General features: G+C 62.6%; 21 protein-coding genes and 2 pseudogenes. 2 read left to right on the top strand and 21 right to left on the bottom strand.

Annotation, left to right across the window (positions count from 1 at the left end; translation table 11 throughout):
- Positions 1-12 precede the first annotated feature (12 nt).
- The 8 genes from MHI61_RS31480 to MHI61_RS31445 form a co-directional block, all read right to left on the bottom strand.
- Positions 13-954 (bottom strand): sugar phosphate isomerase/epimerase, encoded by a 942-nt coding sequence (locus tag MHI61_RS31480; RefSeq protein WP_239793713.1) that lies wholly within the window; start codon positions 952-954, stop codon positions 13-15.
- Positions 955-1,035: 81 nt separating this feature from the next.
- Positions 1,036-2,208: a Gfo/Idh/MocA family oxidoreductase gene (locus tag MHI61_RS31475; protein WP_239793712.1), complete on the bottom strand. Its 1,173-nt coding sequence runs from the start codon at positions 2,206-2,208 to the stop codon at positions 1,036-1,038.
- Between the two features lie 31 nt (positions 2,209-2,239).
- Entirely contained in the window at positions 2,240-3,265 is a 1,026-nt protein-coding gene (locus tag MHI61_RS31470; protein ID WP_239793711.1) for a Gfo/Idh/MocA family oxidoreductase, read from the bottom strand.
- On the bottom strand, positions 3,262-4,167 hold the full coding sequence (locus MHI61_RS31465; protein WP_239793710.1) for a sugar phosphate isomerase/epimerase: 906 nt from the start codon (positions 4,165-4,167) through the stop codon (positions 3,262-3,264). The genes MHI61_RS31470 and MHI61_RS31465 overlap by 4 nt, the downstream gene beginning before the upstream one ends.
- Positions 4,168-4,273: 106 nt before the next feature.
- On the bottom strand, positions 4,274-5,095 hold the full coding sequence (locus MHI61_RS31460; protein WP_239793709.1) for an ATP-binding cassette domain-containing protein: 822 nt from the start codon (positions 5,093-5,095) through the stop codon (positions 4,274-4,276).
- Between the two features lie 9 nt (positions 5,096-5,104).
- Positions 5,105-6,103 (bottom strand): ABC transporter permease, encoded by a 999-nt coding sequence (locus MHI61_RS31455; RefSeq protein ID WP_239793708.1) that lies wholly within the window; start codon positions 6,101-6,103, stop codon positions 5,105-5,107.
- Between the two features lie 10 nt (positions 6,104-6,113).
- Positions 6,114-7,160, bottom strand: coding sequence for an ABC transporter permease (locus MHI61_RS31450; protein ID WP_239793707.1), 1,047 nt, complete (start codon positions 7,158-7,160; stop codon positions 6,114-6,116).
- A 107-nt stretch (positions 7,161-7,267) separates the two neighbouring features.
- Positions 7,268-8,242, bottom strand: coding sequence for a sugar ABC transporter substrate-binding protein (locus MHI61_RS31445; protein WP_239793706.1), 975 nt, complete (start codon positions 8,240-8,242; stop codon positions 7,268-7,270).
- A 159-nt stretch (positions 8,243-8,401) separates the two neighbouring features.
- Here MHI61_RS31445 and MHI61_RS31440 point away from each other — a divergent pair, with 159 nt between their 5' ends.
- Positions 8,402-9,436 carry a LacI family DNA-binding transcriptional regulator gene (locus tag MHI61_RS31440; RefSeq protein WP_239793705.1) on the top strand — a complete coding sequence of 345 codons (1,035 nt, stop codon included), beginning with the start codon at positions 8,402-8,404 and terminating at the stop codon, positions 9,434-9,436.
- 100 nt (positions 9,437-9,536) lie between these two features.
- Here MHI61_RS31440 and MHI61_RS31435 read toward each other — a convergent pair whose 3' ends face one another.
- The 6 genes and pseudogenes from MHI61_RS31435 to MHI61_RS31410 all read right to left on the bottom strand — a co-directional run bounded on the left by MHI61_RS31435 (position 9,537) and on the right by MHI61_RS31410 (position 14,162).
- Positions 9,537-10,211: a 4-carboxy-4-hydroxy-2-oxoadipate aldolase/oxaloacetate decarboxylase gene (locus tag MHI61_RS31435; protein ID WP_239793704.1), complete on the bottom strand. Its 675-nt coding sequence runs from the start codon at positions 10,209-10,211 to the stop codon at positions 9,537-9,539.
- Positions 10,212-10,303: 92 nt separating this feature from the next.
- Positions 10,304-11,141, bottom strand: a pseudogene (locus MHI61_RS31430) (ABC transporter substrate-binding protein).
- 30 nt (positions 11,142-11,171) lie between these two features.
- Positions 11,172-11,936 (bottom strand): amino acid ABC transporter ATP-binding protein, encoded by a 765-nt coding sequence (locus MHI61_RS31425; protein WP_239793703.1) that lies wholly within the window; start codon positions 11,934-11,936, stop codon positions 11,172-11,174.
- On the bottom strand, positions 11,933-12,688 hold the full coding sequence (locus MHI61_RS31420) for an amino acid ABC transporter permease (RefSeq protein ID WP_239793702.1): 756 nt from the start codon (positions 12,686-12,688) through the stop codon (positions 11,933-11,935). The genes MHI61_RS31425 and MHI61_RS31420 overlap by 4 nt, the downstream gene beginning before the upstream one ends.
- The gene (locus MHI61_RS31415; RefSeq protein ID WP_239793701.1) at positions 12,685-13,392 is read right to left on the bottom strand and encodes an amino acid ABC transporter permease; all 708 of its coding nucleotides are present in this window, start codon (positions 13,390-13,392) and stop codon (positions 12,685-12,687) included. Before MHI61_RS31415 ends, MHI61_RS31420 begins: the two co-directional genes overlap by 4 nt.
- Entirely contained in the window at positions 13,389-14,162 is a 774-nt protein-coding gene (locus tag MHI61_RS31410; RefSeq protein ID WP_239793700.1) for an SDR family oxidoreductase, read from the bottom strand. The genes MHI61_RS31415 and MHI61_RS31410 overlap by 4 nt, the downstream gene beginning before the upstream one ends.
- Before the next feature lie 230 nt (positions 14,163-14,392).
- Here MHI61_RS31410 and nac point away from each other — a divergent pair.
- A pseudogene (gene nac, locus MHI61_RS31405) lies at positions 14,393-15,300 on the top strand (nitrogen assimilation transcriptional regulator NAC).
- A gap of 14 nt (positions 15,301-15,314) precedes the next feature.
- Here nac and MHI61_RS31400 read toward each other — a convergent pair.
- From MHI61_RS31400 to MHI61_RS31370, 7 genes are read right to left on the bottom strand one after another with little or no spacing between them, the layout of a single operon-like run.
- Positions 15,315-16,517, bottom strand: a complete 1,203-nt coding sequence (locus MHI61_RS31400) for a pyridoxal phosphate-dependent aminotransferase (protein WP_239793699.1) — start codon at positions 16,515-16,517, stop codon at positions 15,315-15,317.
- A gap of 59 nt (positions 16,518-16,576) precedes the next feature.
- On the bottom strand, positions 16,577-17,344 hold the full coding sequence (locus tag MHI61_RS31395) for a 5-oxoprolinase subunit PxpA (protein WP_239793698.1): 768 nt from the start codon (positions 17,342-17,344) through the stop codon (positions 16,577-16,579).
- 21 nt (positions 17,345-17,365) lie between these two features.
- Positions 17,366-18,361, bottom strand: coding sequence for a biotin-dependent carboxyltransferase family protein (locus MHI61_RS31390; RefSeq protein WP_239793697.1), 996 nt, complete (start codon positions 18,359-18,361; stop codon positions 17,366-17,368).
- Positions 18,358-19,065 carry a 5-oxoprolinase subunit PxpB gene (gene pxpB, locus MHI61_RS31385; protein WP_239793696.1) on the bottom strand — a complete coding sequence of 236 codons (708 nt, stop codon included), beginning with the start codon at positions 19,063-19,065 and terminating at the stop codon, positions 18,358-18,360. Before pxpB ends, MHI61_RS31390 begins: the two co-directional genes overlap by 4 nt.
- A complete protein-coding gene (locus MHI61_RS31380; RefSeq protein WP_239793695.1) occupies positions 19,062-19,475 on the bottom strand; it encodes an acetyl-CoA carboxylase in 414 nt (137 codons plus the stop codon). Before MHI61_RS31380 ends, pxpB begins: the two co-directional genes overlap by 4 nt.
- Complete coding sequence (accC, locus tag MHI61_RS31375) at positions 19,472-20,866, bottom strand: acetyl-CoA carboxylase biotin carboxylase subunit (RefSeq protein ID WP_239793694.1); 1,395 nt, start codon at positions 20,864-20,866, stop codon at positions 19,472-19,474. The genes MHI61_RS31380 and accC overlap by 4 nt, the downstream gene beginning before the upstream one ends.
- Positions 20,866-21,297, bottom strand: a complete 432-nt coding sequence (locus MHI61_RS31370) for an acetyl-CoA carboxylase biotin carboxyl carrier protein subunit (protein ID WP_239793693.1) — start codon at positions 21,295-21,297, stop codon at positions 20,866-20,868. The genes accC and MHI61_RS31370 overlap by 1 nt, the downstream gene beginning before the upstream one ends.
- Positions 21,298-21,381: the final 84 nt, after the last annotated feature.

Genomic DNA, 21,381 nt, shown 5'->3' with positions numbered 1-21,381 from the left:
CGCCCTGCCCTGTCATCGGCTGATCGTCGCCTGCAGCGCGTCGATGGAGGACTGGATGCCGGCGTCCGTCGACATGGTGAAGTCTTCCATCTCGAGGCTGACCCAGCCGTTATAGCCGACCATCCGCACGACCGAGAAGAACTCCTTCCACCATTGCAGATCATGCCCTGCGCCGACGGCGACATAGTTCCAGGTGCGGTTGGCGACGTCGGTGACGTCCTTCAGTTCCAGCAGGCCATTGACGTCGGCGAGACCACGCTCGATCCGGGTGTCCTTGCCGTGGCAATGATGGATCGCGTTACCCAGCGCCCGGGCCGAAGCAATCGGATCGGCGCCCTTCCAGAACAGATGGCTGGGATCGAGGTTCATGCCGACGGACGGCCCGACCTCGTTGCGCAGACGGAACAGGGTTTCCGGGTTCCAGACAAGCATTGCCGAGAAGTTTTCAAGCGCGTATCTCTCGACGCCGACTTCTCTCGCGAGCTTGACCAGATCGTGCCAGAGCGGGAAGGCGCGGTCTTCCCACTGGTAACGGTCACGTTCCGGCATCTCGTCCGGCCAGCTCTTGGTGTAGACGAGCCAGTTCGGTACGCTGTCGCCGGGGGCGGCTTCCGGCAGGCCGGACATGGTGACGATGGTCTTGACGCCGATTTCGCCGGCAAGACGGATCGTCTGTTCCATTTCCTTGCGGTGGCGCTTGCCCATGTCGCCGGGATCGAGCGGGTTTGCCGAGCAGTTCAGCGCCGCGATTTCAAGGCCACGCGCTTCGATTTCCCTAAGCTTGGTTTTCAGAAGCCCCTTGTCTTCAAGCAGTTCATCAGCGCGGAAATGCGGGGCACGCGACCAGCCGCCGCCGGTCATTTCGATGCCTTCGACACCGAGTTTGACGCATTTGTCGAGCATGTCAGTGAAGGACAGGTCGCCCATCACGTCGGTGCAAATGGAGAGTTTCATCGTCTCGATCTTTCCTTATGAAAAATGAGGGCGCGCCTTGTGAGAGGGGTGGAGGAGTTCCCGGCGCGCCCCCGGAGGGAGCTATTTGAAGTCGACCCAGGCGGCACCCGCATCCGCCGAGCGGACGCAGTTTTCCAGCCAGCGCACGCCTTCAGTGCCGGCTCTAATGCCGGGATAGTGATGGGCTCTGAGGAAGGCTTCGTCGCCGCGGCGCTTTGCGTCGATCGCCTGGGCGATCCAGAGGTAGATGTTCGCCCAGCTGTCGCCGAGGCCCTCGGTGTGCAGCGCGCCCATGCGATCGGCTGCAAGGCTTTCCTCTTCGAGGTAGGGCATGCCGTGGTGCAGGGTGCGGTTCGGCTCGCCCTGGATTTCGTAAATCAGCTGGTCGGGGTGGGAATCCGACCATTCGATGGAAGCCTTGGAGCCGACGAAACGGTAACGTTGCGAACCCATGTTCCCGGCATTGACCGACGACACCCAGAGACGTCCGCGGGCGCCGTTGTCGTAATGCATGAGAACGGTTGCGTGGTCTTCGAGCGGCGCGCGGGTGGGAATAAAGGCCTTGCGGTCGCAGAGCAGCTTTTCGATCTTCAGATCCGGCAGCACGACCTCGGAGAGATAGTAGAGATGCGTGCCGATATCGCCGAGAACGAAGGTCGGGCCCGCCGTCTGCGGATTGGTGCGCCATTTCACCGCCTCGCCGGCCCCGACATCGTCGCCCGAATTGAAGCCGTGGGTATATTGCATGTCGACGATGCGGATATCGCCGAGCATGCCCTTTTTGACCATTGCCGCCATCTGATGGACCAGCGGATGGCCGGTGAAACCATAGGTGACGCCGACGATAAGGCCCTTCTCTTCGGCGAGCTTGGCGATCTCATCGCATTCGGCGACGGTGAAGAACAGCGGCTTTTCGCAGACCACGTGCAGCCCGGCTTCCAGGCACGCCTTGGTGATCTCATAATGGGTGAAGTTCGGCGTGGCGATCGAGACCACCTCGACGCCGTCTTCGCGCCCGGCTTCCCCGGCGATCAGTTGCTTGTAGTCTCCGTAGCAGCGCTCGGCGGCGACGCCTATCTGCGTGCCGAAGTCCCGTCCGCGCTCGGCGTCGAGATCGAAGGCGCCGCAGACGAGCCGGTAGGTGCCGTCCCGCTGGGCGCCGGTTCTATGCTTATAGCCCACCTGCCCGGTGCGGCCGCCGCCGACCATGCCCCAACGCAAGGGGCGCTCGATGGATCTTTCTCCGTTGATCATCTGATCATTGCTCCTGAAATGGCCTGCCGCGTCATTCCGCCGCCATGGCGGTCGGCGGTGCGTAAAGCTTGGGTTTCGGTATCATGTTGACGGGTTCGAGGCCGCCGCTGGTCACGGCTCTGAGAGCAGCATCGGCCACCAGCGTGGCCGCGTAACCATCCCAGGTGGAAGGACCGCCGGCCGTTTCCTTGGAGGCGTCGACGATCCATTCGCGGAATTCCTGGTCGTAAGCTTCGATAAAGCGCTCGCGCCAATCCTCGGGGATTGCCTGGCGAATGCCGCTCGAATCCGAGATCACGGTCGCCGGGCGGTTCGGCAGCGCGGCAACGCCCGCCTCGCAGCTGATCTCGCCGCGGATGTCATAGCCATAGGCGATGTTCACCGAAATCTCGACGTCAACAAGCGCACCCGAGGCCATGTGCAGGAGGACGAAAACCGGGTCGCGCAATTCGCCGCCGCGCGAGGAGCGGCGCGGCACACGCACCTCCACGCCGGTGACTTCATCCGACAGGAGCCAGCGGGAAATATCGGCATCATGGACCAGCGTGTCGTTCAGCGGCATCTCGGAGGTGTAGAGCCCTTCGGGAACCGAGGCATTGCGATGCACGGAATGAAACATCATCGGTGCGCCGAGTCTCCCGCCGTCGATAACCGCCTTCAGGCGGCGATAATCCGCATCGAAACGGCGCATGAAACCCACCTGGACGAGCCGCCTGCCGAAGGCCACTTCCGCCTCCATCACGCGGAGCGCGGCCGCCTCGGAGGTCACCAGCGGCTTTTCGCAGAACACCGGCTTGCCGGCGGCAATGCAGGCGAGCAGCTGCTCCTCATGGGCGGGCCCCCAGGAGCAGATGACCGCGGCCTGCACTTTTTCCGAAGAGATCAGTGCCGAAGGGGTGGCGAACACCTCCGCCCCCGCAGGGGCGGCAGCGGCGGCGCGGGCCTGGTCGATATCGGTGACGCCGACGATTTCGACACCGGAAACGACGTTCGTCAGGCGGCGGATATGATCCTGACCGATCATCCCCGTACCGATGACGCCAACCTGAAGGGTCATTTCGCCCCCCAGTGCTTATCGATGTAACGCTGCATTTCCGCGCGCATGAAGGTGCCGCTCTGATCTGCCTTATCCTCCCAGGCGAAGACGCAGGCGGTCATGATGCCGTCGAAGCCGATCTCGGCCAGCGTGCCGAAGAACTCGTCCCACGGAACCTCGCCCTGACCGATATCGAGGTGCTGGTGCACCCGGGCATTGGTGCCGGGCGGGTTGAGGATATAACGAAGGCCGGATGAGGCTTTGTGGTTGAAGGTGTCGCCGACATGGACATGTGCCAGCACGTCCTTCGCCTCACGCAGCATCGCCTTGGTGTCGTCGCCGAAATAGAAAGTGTGCGGGGCGCAATAGAGGAACTTGACGCTCTTCGAATTGACCGTGCGGATGATGTCGAGCGCCGGCTGCAGCGTCTCGCACCAGTCTTCCGGATGCGGTTCGACATTGAGCTGGATGCCCTCGCGCTCGAAGATCGGCACCAGTTCCTCCATCGAGCGCCACCAGGCATCTTCGCAGGCCTCGATCATCGAGCCGGTGTGGCAGCAATAGCAGGACCCCTTGTCGGGATGCGGGCCGCGGCCGAACTCGGAATTCATCGTGTCGACTTCCAGCTCGACCGCGATCTCGATGGCGCGTTTCCAGTGCTTGACGGCGGCCTTGCGTTCGGTCTCATCATTGGACGCCCAGCGGTACATCGGCAGCAGCGAGGCGATCCCGACATCCGCCTCCTTCAGCGAGCGCTTCAATGATTTGATCCGCTCGGGAAAGACGCGCGGCGCCTTGAACCATTCGAGGAAATCTCCGCGTGGCGAGAGCTCGATCCAGTCGTAGCCGAGTTCCTTGACCTTCCCCGGCAGCGCCTCGAGTGAGAGATGCCGATGCATGAACGGGTCGATTGCGATCTTCATTTTGACCTCCGGATTCCAGACATGATTTTCCTTCCCCGGCGGCGACCTGTTTGTCGCTGCCGGACACTGTGTGTTTTGGGCCGTGTCGTTTGGGTGCCGTCAGCGGTTACTCAGCCGGCGGCGAATGGCTCTCATGGCTTGCAATGTAAGTATCGATCTGGGCTTCGAGATCCGCCATGGTTTCCCCGCCGGCCATCAGGTCGGTAATCTCCTCGCGGGTCTTCTCGCCCCGCCGGAAATCGGCGGCGATCGCGCCGCGGATGAGCACGGCGAAGTGGTCACCCACCGCCATCGCATGCATGACCTGGTGGGTGATGAAGATCACCGCCAGACCCCGCCGCTTGGCTTCGTTGACGATCCGCAGCACATGCGCTGCCTGCTTCACGCCGAGAGCGGCCGTCGGTTCGTCAAGGATCAGCACGCGCGCGCCGAAATGCACGGCCCGGGCAATGGCGAGCGACTGGCGTTCGCCGCCCGAAAGCCCGCCGACAAGGCGGTCGCCATCATCAATCCGGGTGATGCCGAAATCCTGCACGGCTTTCACGGCAATCTCATTGGCCTTCCTGCGGTCATAGACCTTGAAAGGACCCCAGCCCTTGGTCGGCTCGACGCCGACGAAGAAGGAGCGGCCGATCGACATCAGCGGAAATGTGCCGCCGAATTGATGCACTGCCGAGATGCCTTTTTCCTGCGCATCGCGCGGCCCGCTGAATTCGACCGGATTGCCATCCATCAGAATGGCGCCGCGCGTCGGCTTGTGGACACCCGCAAGCGTCTTGATCAGCGTCGATTTGCCGGCGCCGTTATCGCCGAGCAGGCAGAGCACCTCGCCCGCACGGACCTTGAGCGAGATGTCGTGCAGCACGTCGATCGGGCCGAAGCTCTTGTCGACATTCTGGAGTTCAAGGATCGGAATATTGTCGGACATGGTTGACGCTCACTTCTTTTTCTTCGGCACGAAGCTTAACGCCATCTGCCGGAACGTGTTGTTCATCAGAACGGCGGCCATCAGCATCACGCCGATAATCAGGTTGGACCAATTGCGGTCGATATCGGTGAAGTAGATGCCCTGGCTGACGACGGCGAAGGTCAGCGCGCCGAGAAAGATCCCGGCGACCGAACCGAAGCCGCCCGTGAGCAGCACGCCGCCCACCACGATCGAGACGATCGTATTGAAGATGTAGTTCATGCCGCCCGAGACCTGCGCGGAATTGAACAGGATGGCGCCGCACATTCCGACGAAAGAGGCGGCCGTGCTCGAGAGAACGAAGAGAACGATCCGCAGCCGGTCGGTCGGGATGCCGGCATTGCGCGCGCTGACCTCGTCTCCGCCCATGGCGACGATCCAGTTGCCGTAACGCGTCGCGTGCAGCACGAAACCAAAGACCACGGTCAGCGCCAGCCACCACAGGATGATCACCTGGAATTTGCCTTGGATGAGATCGCCGAACATCGTCTTGGCCCAGGCCGGGGCATTGAGCGGAACCGAAGCGGCCCCGGTCAGGATCACGGATCCCGCAAGTACAAGCCCCTGCACCGCAACCAGCGTGCCGAGGGTGATGATCAGCGAAGGCACGCTGGTGCGCACCGCCAGCAAACCGTTGACCAGCCCGACGACAACGCCGATGGCGAGCACACCGAACATGCCGACGACGATCGGCAGCTCGTAATAGCCCGAGAGGATGGCGATCGTCATCGAGCCCGCCGGGATCATCGCGCCGATCGAGATATCGAGCTCGCCTGATATCATCAGAAGGCCGACAGGCAGGGCGACGATGCCGAGATTGGCGGCGAAATTGACCCAGCTTGCCGCGCCGAAGAGCGCGCCGAGGCTGACGCCGCCGAAGGCGACATAGAAGGCGATTACTGCCACGAAGCTCAACACGGCGCCGAATTCCGGGCGGCGTACAAACTGTCCAATGGAAAAGCCGGTCATCTCTTCGCCCTCACTTCTTCTTTTTCGCCGCATAGGACATCGCCATCAGCCGGAACTTGTCGTTCATCATCACGGCGAGCAGCAGGAGCGCGCCGATGATGACGCTGCCGAGGTTCGGGTCTATGCCGGTGAAATAGATGCCCTGATTGACGATCGCGAAGGTGAGCGTGCCGAAGACGATGCCCACCACCGATCCGGCGCCGCCGGTCAGAAGCACGCCGCCGATGACCACGCACATGATCGAATTGAAAATGAAGGATTGCCCGCCGAGCACCTGCGCGCTTTGGTAGACAAGCACCTGGCTGACGCCGACGAAGGCGGCGGAAAAGCCCGACAGCATATAGAGGGCGATGGTGAGCTTTTCCGTCGGAATGCCGGCGTTGCGGGCCGAGACCTTGTCGCCGCCGAGAGCGAAGATCCAGTTGCCCACCGGCGAGATGTGCAGCAGGCAGAAGAACGCCGCCGCAAACAGGATCCACCAGAAGATCGTCACCTGGAACATGCCGCCGATGAAATCGCCGAGGATCGCTTTGACGGCCGGGCTTGGCACCAGCGATACGCCGGTGCTGCCGGCAATCAGCACGGTGAAGCCCAGCGTCAGCCCCATGACGGCGAACATCGACCCGATGGTGACGATCAAGGACGGGACGCGCGTGCGGTTGACGAGGTAACCGTTGAAAAAGCCGACGAGGAGCCCGACGCTGAGGCCGGCGGAAATCCCGACGATTTCGGGAAGGCCGTAATGGCCTGATATGATCGCCACCGTCAGTGATGATGCCGGGATCACCGCGCCGATCGAGAGGTCCATTTCGCCTGATATCATCAGGAGCCCGATCGGCAGCGCGACGATGCCGATCTCGGCGGCGACGTTGAGCCAGCTTGCATAGCCGGCAGCGGACAGGAAGACCTTGCCGCCCAGCAGGGCGAAGAAGACGAACACCGCAATCAAGCCCAGCAGCGACCCCGCTTCAGGGCGCCGGGAAAGCTGACCGATGGTCGCTTTGGCATGGCCGCCCGAAGGAACCGACGGGGCGAGGACATCGTTTCTCGCGTTCATTTGACACCACCAATAAAGCCGCATGACCGATAACGGCCGGCGCTTCTGAAAGAATGGAAGCCGCCCGCGTGAGGGGCAGGCAGCTTCACCACGTCCGGCCGATCCCCTTAGCGGGCGCCGGCCTTCACGCCTGCCAAGGTGGCGTCGACGTTCGAAGCGTCGATGACGCCGGGGCCGGTCAGGATCTCCCGGGTTGGGACGGTGAGCCCGTAATTGACGTTGCCGTTCAGGATCGAGACGGCCAGAAAGCCCTGCAGGTAACCCTGCTGGTCGATCGCGCAAAGCTGGCTGCCGCTCTTGATGTTGTTCAGAACGGTTTCATCCATGTTCATGCCGCAGACCTTCACCTGTCCCGCTTTGCCGGCCTGTGTCACGCCGTTGACTGCGGAGTTCGTATCGACGTTGCCGATGGCGAAGACGGCCTTGATCTCTGGATGCTGCAGCAGATGCGCCTTGAGCGCCTGCGCCACGGCGGTGGCCGAACCGAATGACGTCGCCGGCAGCGGCAGCGCCGAACCGACGCCGCCACCTTCCGTCACGCCATCGGTCATGCCTTTGCAGAAGGCTTCAATGTTTGCCGCACCCGGCAGCGTGTTGAGGCAGACGGCGTTTTTCAGGTCGTGCTTGGCGAAGTAGCTGCCCGCGGCCTTGCCGGAGAGATAGTCGTTGGAGCCGACATAGTTCATGGCACCGAGGCGATCGGCGGCTTCGATGCCGCCGGCATTATAGATGACCAGCGGAATTTTCTTGTCGACGACCGCTTTGAAGGCTGGATCCATGGCTTCCGGCACCCAGTCCGGACCGACGATCGCATCGGCGCCCTGGTCGATGGCCTGACGGATCAGTTCGGCCGCATCGACGCCGAGATTGTCGTAATTCTGAGGCCCGAGCCAGACGACCTTGCCGCCCTGTGCCTCAACGACCTTGCCGGCATCCTCGGCGCCGCGCTTGACGATCGACCAGAACGGATCGTCCGGTTTGCCGCCGACGACGAAGATGTTGGCGGCCATAACGGCCGTGGCAGTGCAGGTCATGATCGCGACAGCCGACACGGTTGCCGCAAGGCGGCGAAATTTAGTCATCTCAATCTCCTCCTTGGCCCGCCTCCCTGGCGTGACCGTGAAGAGAAACATATCACCGCTTGAAATTCTCGAAATGTGAAATCATACTAAACATGCATAAAGTATCATAGAGTATCACTCATAATGATACGGACGTTCGAACGATGGAGGGGAATAATCATGCGGCGGCCGACCATCTCCGACCTTGCCAAGGAGGCCGATGTCTCGATTGCGACCGTCAATCGGATTCTGGCCGGCACTGCCTCCGTCAAAGGCACGACCGTGCAGCGCGTTCAGGCCGCCGCGGAACGGATCGGCTTTTACGGCGCCGGCGCAATCGAGGACCGGCTGCGCAAGACGGTGCCGAAGTACCGGCTTGGCTTTCTGCTGCAGCAATCCAGCCGTGAGCTCTACCAGCTCTTCGGCAAGAAGATCGTCGAGGCATGCCGCGCCAGGCGCGATGAGGTCATCGATCCCCTGGTCGACTTTGTGGATCTGCTGACGCCGGAAAATATTGCCGGCCGGCTCAAGGCGCTCGGCGCAAATTGCGACGCCGTTGCCGTCGTCGCAGCCGATCACCCGGTGATCGCCCAGGCCATCCGTGAGCTGCACGAGAAGGGCAAGCCGGTCATCGCCTATATTACCGACCAATCCGCCCGCGAGCGGGCCGCTTATGTCGGGGCCGACAATTGGAAAATGGGGCGGACGGCGGCATGGCTGATCTCGAACATGAGCCATGGGCCGGGGCGGATTGCCGTCTTCATCGGCAACCATCGTTACCAATGTCAGGACGTCTCCGATGCAAGCTTCCGCTCCTATATGCGCGAACACGCGCCGCATCTGACCATCGAGGACAGCCGCCCCACGCACGAGGAACCGAACGAGGCCTATCGGATGGTCAAGGAACTCTTGGCGACGACGGATGACCTCACCGGTATTCTGATTGTCGGCGGCGGCATCTCCGGGGTCTTGCGGGCGCTGCGGGAAGTGCCGCAGGAGCGGCGCCGAAGCATCCGCCTCGTCTGCCGGGACATTGGCCCGGAGACGCGAAAAGGCCTGTCAGAGGGGATGATTACCGCCGCCCTCTGTCATCCGCTGGAGCGGACTTCCACGGCGCTGGTCGAGACGATGATCGAAACGATCACGCAGGGTGCTTCAGGTGCCACGATTCAGCGGACCATTACCTTCGAAATCGTGACGCCTGAGAATATCTGAGATACTCCAGTCGCGGCATTCGCCGCGACCGAGCAACAGTCGGAAAAGCCCGCGACCGGAAGCCGGCGCGGGCTTGGAAAGAGGTCATCCGTGTATCGTCTCAAATATCGACGACAAGGCCCTTGGCTTTCAGCACCGGCGCCAGATTGCTGACCTCGATGACCGATTTCCCTGCCTTGTAGGCGGCGATATAGCCGGCTTCGGCATCTTCGCGGGCCTGCGAAAGCCGGGCGGCTTCCTGCGCTTCCTGCCTGCGCACCACCACCAGGCCGTCGGCATCGCCGACGATGATGTCGCCGGGATTGACGGTTTCGCCGCCGACGATGATCGGGTCGTTCACCGCCGCAATGGTTTCCTTCACCGTGCCCTTGATGCAGACGCTGAGCGAGAAGACGGGGAAACCGAGTTCTCTAAGCTGCAGCGTGTCGCGCACGCCGGTGTCGGTGACGAGGCCGCCGATGCCTTTGGCCAAGCAGGCATTGGCGAGCACATCGCCGAAGGATCCTGCTTCCTCGTACTCGCCCGCCGAGACGACGATGATATCGCCGGGCTTGGCATAGTTGATGGCGAGCTGCAGCATGATATTGTCGCGCGGCGCGCATTTGACCGTAAAGGCCGGGCCGCACAGTTTCATGCGGTAATCGACGGGCTTGAGGCGGGAGGACAGCGCGCCGCGGCGGCCCAGGGCTTCGTGGATCGTCGCCGGCGAAAATTTGGAAACGGCGTCGATATCGGCTTTGGCAGGCCGTTCGGCGATATCTTTAATATGAATCATGAATGGCTCCGATCGTTGGCCGACGGCGGGCATGCCCCGCCGCCTGATTTCGTTTGGAAATCGTCAATGGATGACGTCGAGGCCGATTGGCCTCATGGGATCGGGTCGAATTTCAACTCGGAGAGCGGCACGACCTTGTCGGTGCGGGTCATCTTGTATTCGGTATTCGGGCCGAGCCACTTGTCCCAGATCTTGTTGATCTCGCCTGATGCGTCGAGCTTGTGGAGGATTTCGTTGATCTTTGCCGTCAGCTTCGGCTGATCCTTGGCCATGCCGATGCCGATCGGCTGGTAGAGCATCGGCTCCTCGATCATCCGCATTTCCTTGCCCTTGCTCTTCGAATTCATTGACGAACTTGGTCGTCGTCATGGTGTTGGCCACCATGCCGCGCGCCTTGCCCTGCTGGACGGCGAGATAGGCAGAAGCGGTATCCTGGAATGTCAGCGGCTCGGATTTGTTGAGCTTGATCGACATTTCCGACGTCGAGCCCTTGGTCGAGGCGATGCGCTGGCCGGCGTAATCGGCCTTCTTCTTGCCGGCATCGTCGGCCGGCACGATCAGCATTTCCTTGGCGAGATAATAGGGATCGCTGAACTGGATCTGCTCGGCGCGGCTCAGCGTATAGGCAAGGTTGGCCACGGTGATGTCGACGCGGCCAAGCTTGACCTCGGGTACGCGCGCTTCGACCGAAACCGGCTTGATCTCGGCCTTGACGCCCAATTCCTTGGCGATCGCGGCGCAGAGATCGACGTCGAAACCGGCCATTTCACGGGTCTTCGGATCGGGCGAGGCGAAGGGGGGAACGTCGGCGAACGTCGCGCAGCGCAGCGTTTTCGCCGACATGATATTGTCGAGCTGATCGGCTTTTGCGGGCACAGCGGCTGCCATGCCGGCAAATGCGACGGTGAGGCCTAGGTATTTCCAGTTCATTGCTGTTCTCCTTTGTTTTTGGTGTTGGTATCAGTGCCTGAGATCAGCGAGGAAACGCTGAGCCCGGGGATGGCGCGGATGGCTGAAGAATTCCTTTGGGGTCGCCGTTTCGATGATCTGGCCGGCATCGATGAACCAGATCCGATCGGCGACGTCGCGCGCAAAACCCATTTCATGGGTGACGCAGAGCATGGTCATGCCTTCGGACACCAGGCTCTTCATGACGGTGAGCACTTCGCCGACCATTTCGGGGTCGAGCGCGCTCGTCGGTTCGTCGAACAGCATCACCGGCGGTTCCATGGCAAGGGCGCGGGCGATCGCCACCCGCTGCTGCTGGCCGCCCGACAGCTGACCGGGATAGGCCCGGGCCTTGTCGGCGAGGCCGACCCGATCGAGGAGCTTGAGAGCCTTTTCGTGCGCGATATCGGGCGCCACGCCCTTCACCCGGATCGGCGACATCGAGACGTTTTCGGCGACTGAAAGATGCGGAAACAGGTTGAAGTTCTGGAATACGAAGCCGATCCGGCTGCGCATCGCGTTGAGTTCCTTCGCCCGCATGGCGGCATGAATGTTCTGCCCGTCGAGCGTGATCGATCCGCTGTTGATCTCCTCGAGGCGATTGATCGTGCGGATCAGCGTCGATTTTCCCGAGCCGGACGGTCCGCAAATGACCACGACCTCGCCGCGTGCCACCTGCGCATCGATATCCTTGAGGACCGGATAGTCGCCGTAGCTCTTGCAGACCTGGGAAAGCCGGATCGTCTGCGATTCCTGCGTTGAAACGGACATCGTCATAGCTGCTCCGATACGATTTTCGACGGCGTGACCACGGCAGCGGCGGGGACGAGAAGTCCCGCACGCCGCCGGGTGATGCGCCGCTCGAGGCGATTGGCGAAGTAAGTGAGCGTCCAGCAGATGATGAAGTAGACGATCGCCAGGATGAGGAAGACCTGGAAGGGCTGCGTCAGCAGCTGGTTGTTGACCTGGCTTGCCGCAAAGGTCAGATCAGGCACGTTGATCACATAGCCGAGCGTGGTGTCCTTGATCGTCGAGACGAAGGTGGAGATAATACTCGGGATCATGTTGTAGAGCGCCTGCGGCAGGATGATGTAGCGCATCGCGCCCATATAGCTGTGGCCGAGCGCCCGCGCCGCATCCATCTGGCCCGGCCCGAGGGCGACGATGCCGGCGCGGACGACTTCGCTGAGGAAGGCGCTCTGATAGACCACGAGCGTCGTCAGCATGGTCACGAAGCTCGGCACGTCGGCGCCGGTCAGCAGCGGAACCAGGAAATAGCTCCACAGGATGAGCATCAACAGCGGCACGCCCCTGGTGAAATAGACGAGCGCCGTGACCGGCCAGCGCAGCAGCGGCGACTTGGAAAGCCGCGCTAAGGCGAAGAGGATACTGGCCGGAAAAGCGAGGGTGATGCTGAGCGCCGAAAGGATCAACGTGTTGGCGAGCCCGCCGAGCGGTCCGTTCGGATATTGGCCAATCAAGAGCAGCAGCCAGTAGTCTCGGACGATGGCGATCATGTCCTGGATCATGTGCGCGCACTCCTGGTAGGATCCGCGCGCATCGACAGATAGGCGCCGACGCTCATGATGATCAGCGAGAAGAAGAGGTAGAGAACCGTGCCGATCAGGTAGATCTCGAAGGTGCGGAAGCTGAGGTTCTCGATTTCCTTGACGGCATGCGTCAGTTCCGAGGCGCCGATGACGACGGCGAGACTGCTGTTCTTGAACAGGGAAACGCTGTGATTGACGAGCGGCGGCAGCGCGTTGCGCACGCCCTGCGGCATGATGACGAAACGCATCGCCGAGACATAACCATGGCCGAGCGCACGGGCGGCCTGCATCTGGCCGTCGCTGACCGAGCGCACGCCGGAGCGAAGATCTTCGCTGAAATAGGCTGCCTGGCAGAGCCCGAGCCCGATCACCGCGAAGATCGCTTCGGCATTATGGCTCGCGAGCCATGTGGCGACCCCGTTCGGCATCAGGGTGAAAATCCCGAAATACCACAGCATCAGCTGCACCAGGGTGGGGACGTTGCGGTGGTAGGATACGTAAGCGGCGACCAACGGATCGCCGAAGCGGAAGGGCGACAGGCGCACGCCGAGCAGCAGCAGGGCGAGTGCCATCGCCAGCAACCAGGAGCCGGCATAGATGATGAAGGTCATCTGGATGCCATGCAGCAGCATGGCGGCATAGTCGGGATTTCCGAGGATTGCCGAAAGGTCGAAACCGCTCACGGAGTTGGCTCCCCGGATGGGTCCGTCTTCGGCTGCGGCTTCGCCGTCTGCAGGCCGCCCATGACCTGCAGCGTCGGCGTGATCTCCATATGTCCGATGTTGACGGCGACGGGAGCTGCTATGGCGAAGGCGATCGCGTCGGCGATATCGGCCGCCTGCGGCAGTTCGAAACCATCGATGAACCGTTCCCGGATGCTGGGGTCATCGCCGTGGACGTGGTTGAAAATATCGGTGGCGACCCGGCCGGGGCAGATTTCGGTCACGCGCACCCGCTTGCCGAAAGCATCAATGCGCAGTTGGTTGGACAGCATGCTCACGCCGGCCTTGGTGGCGTGATAGGAGGAGTTGCCGCCGAAATTATAGGCGCCGGCGATCGACGAGATGTTGATGACGTGGCCGCGGTCCCGCGCCACCATGCCCGGCACGATGAGGCGGCAGAGGTGCAGAACCGCCCTGAGATTGACGTCGACGAGAAGGTCGATATCGCCCTCGTCGGCTTCAAGGAACTTCTTCGGCCGGTCGACGCCGGCATTGTTGACGAGAATGTCGAACTCCACGCGGCCCGCGAGCTCGGCGATTGCCGGGCGGTCGGTCACATCGATGATATGAGGAATGCAGCCCGTGCGCTCGGCGAGCTGCTGCAGCGCTTGGGCACTGCGGGCAACGGCGTGGACTTCGATGTTCTCCCGGCGAAGCCGCTCAACCACGGCTGCGCCGATCCCGGAGGATGCGCCGGTCACCAGTGCGGTCTTGTAATCGGAGAATGGCATTGTCGTTCCCTTGTGGTTGATTAAGACAGTAGCGAAGCTTTAACCCCTTGCCTAAGACCGATTATCTCTGGAGCAATAAGCAACGGTTATGGAGCACGTGCGGTCTGCCGAAGAAGAGAATGCGGCGATGCCGATACTCTCTCTCGGCCTTGCCTCGGGCCGCATCGCGTTGCAAAAGCAATGCGCCTCTGCAAACATGATCCGCAGATCAGAATGGTACCCCGATCCTCATGGACATCAGACGCCTCAAATCCTTCATCGTGATCGTCGACAGCGGTAGCATCACACGAGCGGCGGATCTTTTGCATATCGCCCAGCCGGCGCTCAGCCAGCAGCTTGCAGCACTTGAGGAGCATTTCGGCCACAAGCTGCTGATCCGCAGCCAGCAGGGTGTCAGCATGACCGATGCCGGACACGCGGTATATCGCCATGCGCAGATCATCCTTCGGCAGATGGAGCAGGCGCAGGCCGATGCATCCGCCGCCGGCAATTCGCTTGCCGGGCGCGTCTCGGTTGGCCTCGTGCCGTTCAGCAGCGCGGCGACGCTTTCGGTCGACCTTTTGGCGGAGACCCGGAAACGGCATCCCGGCATCCTGCTGCATCTCACCGAAAGCGTCGGGCAGACCTATAGCCAGATGATCATGAACGGCCGGCTGGAGATGGCGCTTCTGCATGGAACCGGGCCGATCAAGGGCGTGCGGTTCGAACCGATCCTCAGCGAAGAGTTTTTCCTGGTCGCCCATCGCGATTTTGCCATCGAAGCGGATGCCAAACCCGTTCCGGTCAACGCTCTCGACGGAATACCGCTGCTGTTGCCGCCGGCCTATAATTTCGTCCGCCGCGCGGTCGACACCGCTTTCACCCGCACGCGCACCAATTTGAAGGTCGTGGCGGAAGTCGAAATCGTGCGCACCCTCGCCCGCGCGGTCGGCAGCGGTCTCGGCGCGACGATCATGCCGAAGGCGATTGCCGACCGCATCGTCTCGGGAATCGAGCGAGCCGCTGATCTGCCGGCTCGTCTCGCCGCGGATCGAAGAAACCCTGTCGCTTTGCGTTTCCGATCAGAAATCCCTTGTCGGAACCGGCCCTTGCCGTCCGGGATATCCTTCTCGAATTGACGGCGCGGCTGAAAGCCTGAAAGGGGATCTCCGGTCAGCGCATGTCCTTGCAGAACTGGGCAATCCGCGCGCAGCCTTCACCGAGTTTTTCCATGCTTGTCGCGTAGGAAATACGAAAGAAGGGGCTCATTCCGTAAGCCGCGCCTTGCACGGTCGCGACGTGGTGCTCCTCCACCAGCGCCATGACGAAATCGACGTCGGTCTCGATCTTGCGCCCGCCCTTGCTGGTCTTGCCGATCAGCCCCGATATGTTGGGATAGATATAGAAGGCGCCCTCGGGCCGATGGCAGCGCAGCCCTTTCACCTCCGACAATTTGTCGAGGACGAAGTCGCGTCGCGTCTTGTAGATCGCTGCCCGCTCCTTCAGAAGATCCTGGGGTCCGTCCAGCGCCGCGGTCGCCGCCGCCTGGGTCAGCGTCGCGATGCCGCCGCCATTCTGGCCGTTGACGTTGCTGATCGCCGAGATCAATTCTTTCGATCCGGCGCAGAATCCGAGGCGCCAGCCGGTCATTGCATAAGCCTTTGAGACGCCGTTCATCGTCAGGACGCGGTCGTACAGTCTCGGCTCGACTTCCGCGATCGTGCAGAACTGGAAGTCGTCATAGACCAGGTGCTCATAGATGTCGTCGGTCATGATCCAGACATTGGGATGGCGCAGCATGACCTCGGCGATGGCGGCCATCTCCGCCCGGGAGCAGGCTGCTCCGGTCGGATTGTTCGGGAAATTCAGGAAGAGCCATTTGGTGCGCGGCGTGATCGCCGCCTCCAGATCCTCAGGGCGCAGCTTGAAGCCGGTCTGCTCGTGGCAGGGGACGGCAACCGGCACGCCGCCGGCGAATTTGACGATGTCGGCATAGCTGACCCAGGAGGGGGTGGGGATGACGACCTCGTCGCCCGGGTTGCAGGTCGCCAGCATGGCGTTGAAGATCACCTGCTTGCCGCCGCCCGAGACGACGATCTGGCTGGCATCGTAGTCGAGATTGTTGTCGCGCTTGAACTTCCTGATGATGGCGGATTTGAGCGCCGGCGTGCCGTCCATCGGCGGATATTTCGTATCGCCGGCAAGTGCAGCCGCATGGGCCGCCTCGATCGCGTGCGCCGGGGTGGGGAAATCCGGCTCGCCGGAGGAGAGGCTGACGACTTTGATCCCTTTGGCGGCCAATTCCCGGGCGCGCTGGGTCATGGCGGCGGATGCGGATATGGAGACGTTTTTCAGACGGTCGGCGATCACGGACATCGGAATGGTCCTTCGGTGAGGGATTGGAACAAAGACCGCGGGCGGGCGATCGAAGTGCGTCAGTCGGCGAGTTCGGCGGCGAGCGCGAGTGTGGCGCCGGTGGCTTCGATCTCACCGCGCACGATGCCGGCAAGCTCGAGGGCGCCCGGCGTGTCGCTGTGAACGAGGATGGAGCGCGCCGGCATGGCGATCACGGCGCCGTCGATGGCCTCGACGTTGCCGTCGAGGAGGAACTTTCGCACACGGGCGCGCACAGCAGCTTCGTCCTTGATGACGGCACCCGGGAGCCCGCGCGTGACAAGCCTGCCGCCGGCGTCATAGGCCCGGTCCGCAAGGAAAAGCGCCAGTGTCTTCAGGCGTGCGCGTTTGGCCGCCTGCTCGATCTCGCTGCCTGACGTGACGAAGACGACGAGACTGGGGTCGACGGTGACGATCGCATCCATCATCAGGTCGGCGAGGACAGGGTCGCGGTTGACCATATTGCCCATGGCGGCATGGAAGCTGATATGGGAGACAGCGACACGCTCGGCTTTGGCGATCGCCATCAGCGCGCCGAGCTGGTAGAGCATCTGCTGGCGAAGCTCGTCCGCCTGAAAGGGTATTTCGCGCCGGCCGAAGCCCAGCCGGTCGGGCAGGCCGGGATGGGCGCCGATGCCGACGCCATTCTGTTTTGCCAGCCGCACCATCCGCCCCATCGTATCGGGGTCGCCGCCGTGGAAACCGCAGGCGATGTTGGCAGAGGAGACGATTTTCATCATCGCTTCGTCGTCGCACAGCCGATAGGGACCAAATCCTTCGCCCATGTCGGAATTCAGATCGATCTTCATCAGTTCCTCCTTTCGCCTCCCTTAGGCCATCGCCTTCAGGGCGCGCTTGACCATCCCAGATGTCAGCCTGACATCCTCGACATAGCGGGCGACGGCCTGTTCGACTGTGCGCGCCTCCGCATGCGTCGAGCGGACGAATTTCAGGCGGGCGCCGATGCGGGCCTGCCCGAGCCGCCAGAGGTCGCATTCGATCACCCCGGCGACCTTCGGATAGCCACCGGCCGTGTTCGCATCGCTCATCTGCACGATCGGTTCGCCGCCGGGCGGAACCTGGATGACGCCGGGCACGACGCCGTGAGAGCGCATCTCGATGGCGGCGGTCGGCGTGATCGGCTCGCCGGACAGGCGGTAGCCCGTGCGGTCGCTGCGCGAGGAAATCCGCCAGGTCTGGCTCCAGAAGGCTTCGCCGTCTCCGGCGAAAAGATCGTGCTCGCCGGCAGGCAGGGCGCGGATCGGCAAGGTGCCGTCGACGGGCGCCAGAAAGACCTCGCGCAGTGCCACGGCCGGCTCGACGACCGCGAGGCCTGTGGCCGGCAGCATGGCAATCTCCAAGTTCTCGCCGACCGCGATCCGATCGCCCTTCGCCAGCGGCCGGCCGGCATTGCCGCCGAATCCGCCGCGCAGCGACGTGCTTCGCGATCCCATGACGACTGGAATATCCAGCCCGCCTCCTGTCGAAATATAGGCGCGCGCCAGCCGCGGGGGTTGCTGCAGTTGGAGAAGCTGTCCGGGTTCTGCGGAATAGGCGCACCAGGGAATGAGTTCCGATCCGTCGAGGTGAGGATGGCCGTCGGCTCCGGTCACGGCAAAGACGGTGCGCCGCTCGAAACGCAGGCTGAACGGGAAGGTCTGGACCTCGATCACCGCCGCATTCTCGTCATTGCCGACGAGAATATTGCCGATCCTGACCGCCAGCGGGTCCATCGCGCCGCTCGCCGATACGCCGATGTCGCGATAGCCGGGACGTCCGAGATCCTGCACCGTGTTGAAAGGGCCGCTTTCCCAAATCTCGATCATAGCTCGATCCTTGCCGGCAGGAACCGCACCGTATCTCCGGGCGCCATCAAGGCGGGGGTCGGCGAGCTTGGGTCGAACATCTCAAGCGTCGCGAAGCCGATGGAATTCCAGCCGTTGGGACCGGTCAGCATGGCGACGCCGGTCTGCATGCCGCCGATCGTCACGCAACCCCTCGGCATCTTCAGCGACGGCACGGTCTTTCGCGGCATGTAGATGCGCGGATCGAGGCCATGCAGATAGCCGAAGCCCGGCGCGCTGCCCAAGGCGAAGACGCGGTAGGTGGCTTCATGATGGATGCGGACGACCTCGCGGTCGCTTAAGCCCGAGAGATCGCAAAGGGCCGGAAGATCGGTCGCATGTTCGCCGCCGTAATGGACCGGAATCTCGATGGTCTTGCCGTTGAGATCGATGCTCTGCGCATTCTCCCATGCCTCCAGCAGCCGGGCGACCACCGCATCGGGATCTTCGGGCGTCTCCTTGAAGATCACCAGCAGGTTGGTCATCCCGGGAATATTTTCGGCAAGGTCCGCCCAGCCTCTCACCGTCTGAGACAGGGCCCAGATCCGCCGCTGCGCGATGAGATCGAAATCGCCCGGCGCCTCGAGCAGGAAGGATCTGGCCCCGATCGAGGAAACCCGCGCCCGGCTTTGGGTGGCCGGAACGATTTCGCGTGGCGAGGCATGTCTGTTCGTCGTGGCGATCATGATGGCAGCTCGATTTCGAACAGAGGATCACCGAAGCCGACCAGGGCGCCGGGCTCGGCGAGCAGCCTGGTCAAGACACCGGAACGGCCGGCGCGAAGGGGAAGCAGCACATGCCCTACCCTGATGAAGCCGAGGAGATCGGCATCGGATACCGAGCGCGGCAGCGTTTGCGGTGTGGCGGCGGCGGCCGGATGTTCGGCGCAGAAATGCCCCGCCAGCGGCGCCTTCACGACCACAGGTGCGGAGCCTGGAGCGCGGAGTGCGGCTACCTGGGCGCCGCCCTCCCCTGAAATGACGATGCGAAGCTGCCCGTCCGGCCGGGAGATTTCGAGGCCCTCCAGGCCGGCGGCCGTCAGCGCCTCGGTCAGGAATGCAATAGTTGCGGGATCGCTGAAGTCGATGGCGCTCATGCCGCCGTCCTCCTCAGCTTCAGCCATTGCTCGAGATAGTGGATATCGGTCTCACCGCGCGCGAATGCGTGGTCCTCGAACAGGGCGCGCAGGAAGGGGATATTGGTGGCGATGCCCTCGATCTCGGTGCCGGCAAGCGCCTCGCACATTCTGGCCATCGCTTTCGCCCGCGTCGGTGCGTGGACGATCAGCTTGGCGATCAGCGAGTCGTAATAGGGCGAGACCCTGTAGCCGGGATGCATATGCGTATCGACCCGGATGCCCGGCCCCTGCGGCAAAGCGAGATGAGTGACGACACCTGCCGAGGGCAGAAAAGTGTCGGGATCCTCGGCGTTGATGCGGCATTCGAAAGAGTGGCCCTCGCAGGTGACATCGCTCTGGGCGAGGTCCAGAACGTCGCCCTGGGCCGCTCTTATCTGCGCCTGGACGATATCGGTTCCGCTCGTCATCTCGGTGACGGGATGTTCGACCTGAAGCCGCGTGTTCATCTCGATGAAATAGAAAGCGCCGTCCTCATAGAGGAATTCGAAGGTGCCGACGCCGCGATAGCCGATCTGGCGGCAAGCCTCTACGCAGGCCATGCCGACGGGCTGGATGATATCGGGCGCGATTCCCGGCGCCGGTGCTTCCTCCACCACCTTCTGATGGCGGCGCTGCATCGAGCAGTCGCGATGGCCCAGCCACACGGCATTGCGGTGATCGTCGCAAAGAACCTGGATCTCGATGTGGCGCGGATGCTGGAGGAACTTTTCCATATAGAGGGAGGGCGAGCCGAAGGCCTTGCGCGCCTCTTCCCGGGTCAGCGCTATGGCTTCATGCAGCTGATCGGCCTTCGGCACGACGCGCATGCCGCGTCCGCCACCGCCCCCTGACGCCTTGACGATGACGGGATAGCCGATCTCCAGCGCGATGCGCTCGATTGCGGCCGGGTCGTCGGGCAGTGCGCTATCGGGACCGGGAACGCAGGGGACGCCGGCCGCCATCATCGCCCGCTTCGCCGCGATCTTGTCGCCCATGGTTGCGATCGATGATGCCGTCGGCCCGATGAAGGTCAGCCCGGCCTTTTCGACGGCGTCGGCGAATGCGGCGTTCTCAGACAGAAAACCATAACCGGGATGGATGGCGCCCGCGCCGGTCAGGCGTGCGGCGAGAAGAATGGCGTCCTGATTGAGATAGCTCTTGCCCGCGGTCGAAGGGCCGATGCAGAGAAAATGGTCTGCGGTCTTGATGCAAGGCGCTTGCCGGTCCGCCTCGGAGCAGATGGCGACTGTCTTCAGGCCGAGTTCGTGGCAGGCGCGCTCTATCCGGGCGGCGATCTCGCCGCGATTGGCGATGAGGACCGTGTCGAAACGGCGTCCTGAAGCAGCGGATTGTTCAGATGTTTCCGGCATCAGGCGATCTCCGCCAGCAGGTCGCCGGTCTCGACCTCGCCATTGTCGATATCGGTCAGGTGCGTGATGCGCCCGGATCGCGGCGCGGCGATCGTATTGAAGACCTTCATCGCCTCGATGATGAACAGGGTCTGCCCTTCCTCCACCGCGTCGCCGATCGCGACGAATGGCGGCTCGCCGGGCGCCGGCCCCCGGTGCAGGACGCCAAAGACGGGCGCCTTCACCGCATGGGAGGTTTTCTCGGCGCTCGAAGGCGCCTTAGAGACAGGGCTAAACGTCGATTCCGGCTTCTGTGGGGGCTCGGCAACGCCTGCCTCTGCCGCGGACGAGCGGAAAATCCGAACCGTCACGTCCTTTTCCGTCACGGTCAGCTCGGTAATATTCGATCGTCCGACAAAGTCGATCAGCGTCTTGATCTTCGAGAGGTCCATGTGCGTGCTCGGAATTTCAAATTCCACCGCGCGGACCTGAAGTTTCACGTCGCCCGGTGTCGTGATTTTCGTAGCACGACGCGC

Origin of the sequence: Rhizobium sp. K102 (genome assembly GCF_022385315.1) — a bacterium.
GTDB lineage: Bacteria > Pseudomonadota > Alphaproteobacteria > Rhizobiales > Rhizobiaceae > Rhizobium > Rhizobium croatiense.
The sequence above is the reverse complement of the archived record's forward strand: the minus strand, read 5'-3'. Positions and strand labels throughout refer to the sequence as shown.

What these genes read in the sequence shown, in the direction of transcription:
- MHI61_RS31480 (WP_239793713.1), bottom strand. Translation starts at nt 954, where the DNA reads ATGAAACTCTCCATTTGCACCGACGTGATGGGCGACCTGTCCTTCACT.
- MHI61_RS31475 (WP_239793712.1), bottom strand. Translation starts at nt 2,208, where the DNA reads ATGATCAACGGAGAAAGATCCATCGAGCGCCCCTTGCGTTGGGGCATG.
- MHI61_RS31470 (WP_239793711.1), bottom strand. Translation starts at nt 3,265, where the DNA reads ATGACCCTTCAGGTTGGCGTCATCGGTACGGGGATGATCGGTCAGGAT.
- MHI61_RS31465 (WP_239793710.1), bottom strand. Translation starts at nt 4,167, where the DNA reads ATGAAGATCGCAATCGACCCGTTCATGCATCGGCATCTCTCACTCGAG.
- MHI61_RS31460 (WP_239793709.1), bottom strand. Translation starts at nt 5,095, where the DNA reads ATGTCCGACAATATTCCGATCCTTGAACTCCAGAATGTCGACAAGAGC.
- MHI61_RS31455 (WP_239793708.1), bottom strand. Translation starts at nt 6,103, where the DNA reads ATGACCGGCTTTTCCATTGGACAGTTTGTACGCCGCCCGGAATTCGGC.
- MHI61_RS31450 (WP_239793707.1), bottom strand. Translation starts at nt 7,160, where the DNA reads ATGAACGCGAGAAACGATGTCCTCGCCCCGTCGGTTCCTTCGGGCGGC.
- MHI61_RS31445 (WP_239793706.1), bottom strand. Translation starts at nt 8,242, where the DNA reads ATGACTAAATTTCGCCGCCTTGCGGCAACCGTGTCGGCTGTCGCGATC.
- MHI61_RS31440 (WP_239793705.1), top strand. Translation starts at nt 8,402, where the DNA reads ATGCGGCGGCCGACCATCTCCGACCTTGCCAAGGAGGCCGATGTCTCG.
- MHI61_RS31435 (WP_239793704.1), bottom strand. Translation starts at nt 10,211, where the DNA reads ATGATTCATATTAAAGATATCGCCGAACGGCCTGCCAAAGCCGATATC.
- MHI61_RS31425 (WP_239793703.1), bottom strand. Translation starts at nt 11,936, where the DNA reads ATGACGATGTCCGTTTCAACGCAGGAATCGCAGACGATCCGGCTTTCC.
- MHI61_RS31420 (WP_239793702.1), bottom strand. Translation starts at nt 12,688, where the DNA reads ATGATCCAGGACATGATCGCCATCGTCCGAGACTACTGGCTGCTGCTC.
- MHI61_RS31410 (WP_239793700.1), bottom strand. Translation starts at nt 14,162, where the DNA reads ATGCCATTCTCCGATTACAAGACCGCACTGGTGACCGGCGCATCCTCC.
- MHI61_RS31400 (WP_239793699.1), bottom strand. Translation starts at nt 16,517, where the DNA reads ATGTCCGTGATCGCCGACCGTCTGAAAAACGTCTCCATATCCGCATCC.
- MHI61_RS31395 (WP_239793698.1), bottom strand. Translation starts at nt 17,344, where the DNA reads ATGAAGATCGATCTGAATTCCGACATGGGCGAAGGATTTGGTCCCTAT.
- MHI61_RS31390 (WP_239793697.1), bottom strand. Translation starts at nt 18,361, where the DNA reads ATGATCGAGATTTGGGAAAGCGGCCCTTTCAACACGGTGCAGGATCTC.
- pxpB (WP_239793696.1), bottom strand. Translation starts at nt 19,065, where the DNA reads ATGATCGCCACGACGAACAGACATGCCTCGCCACGCGAAATCGTTCCG.
- MHI61_RS31380 (WP_239793695.1), bottom strand. Translation starts at nt 19,475, where the DNA reads ATGAGCGCCATCGACTTCAGCGATCCCGCAACTATTGCATTCCTGACC.
- accC (WP_239793694.1), bottom strand. Translation starts at nt 20,866, where the DNA reads ATGCCGGAAACATCTGAACAATCCGCTGCTTCAGGACGCCGTTTCGAC.
- MHI61_RS31370 (WP_239793693.1), bottom strand. Translation starts at nt 21,297, where the DNA reads ATGGACCTCTCGAAGATCAAGACGCTGATCGACTTTGTCGGACGATCG.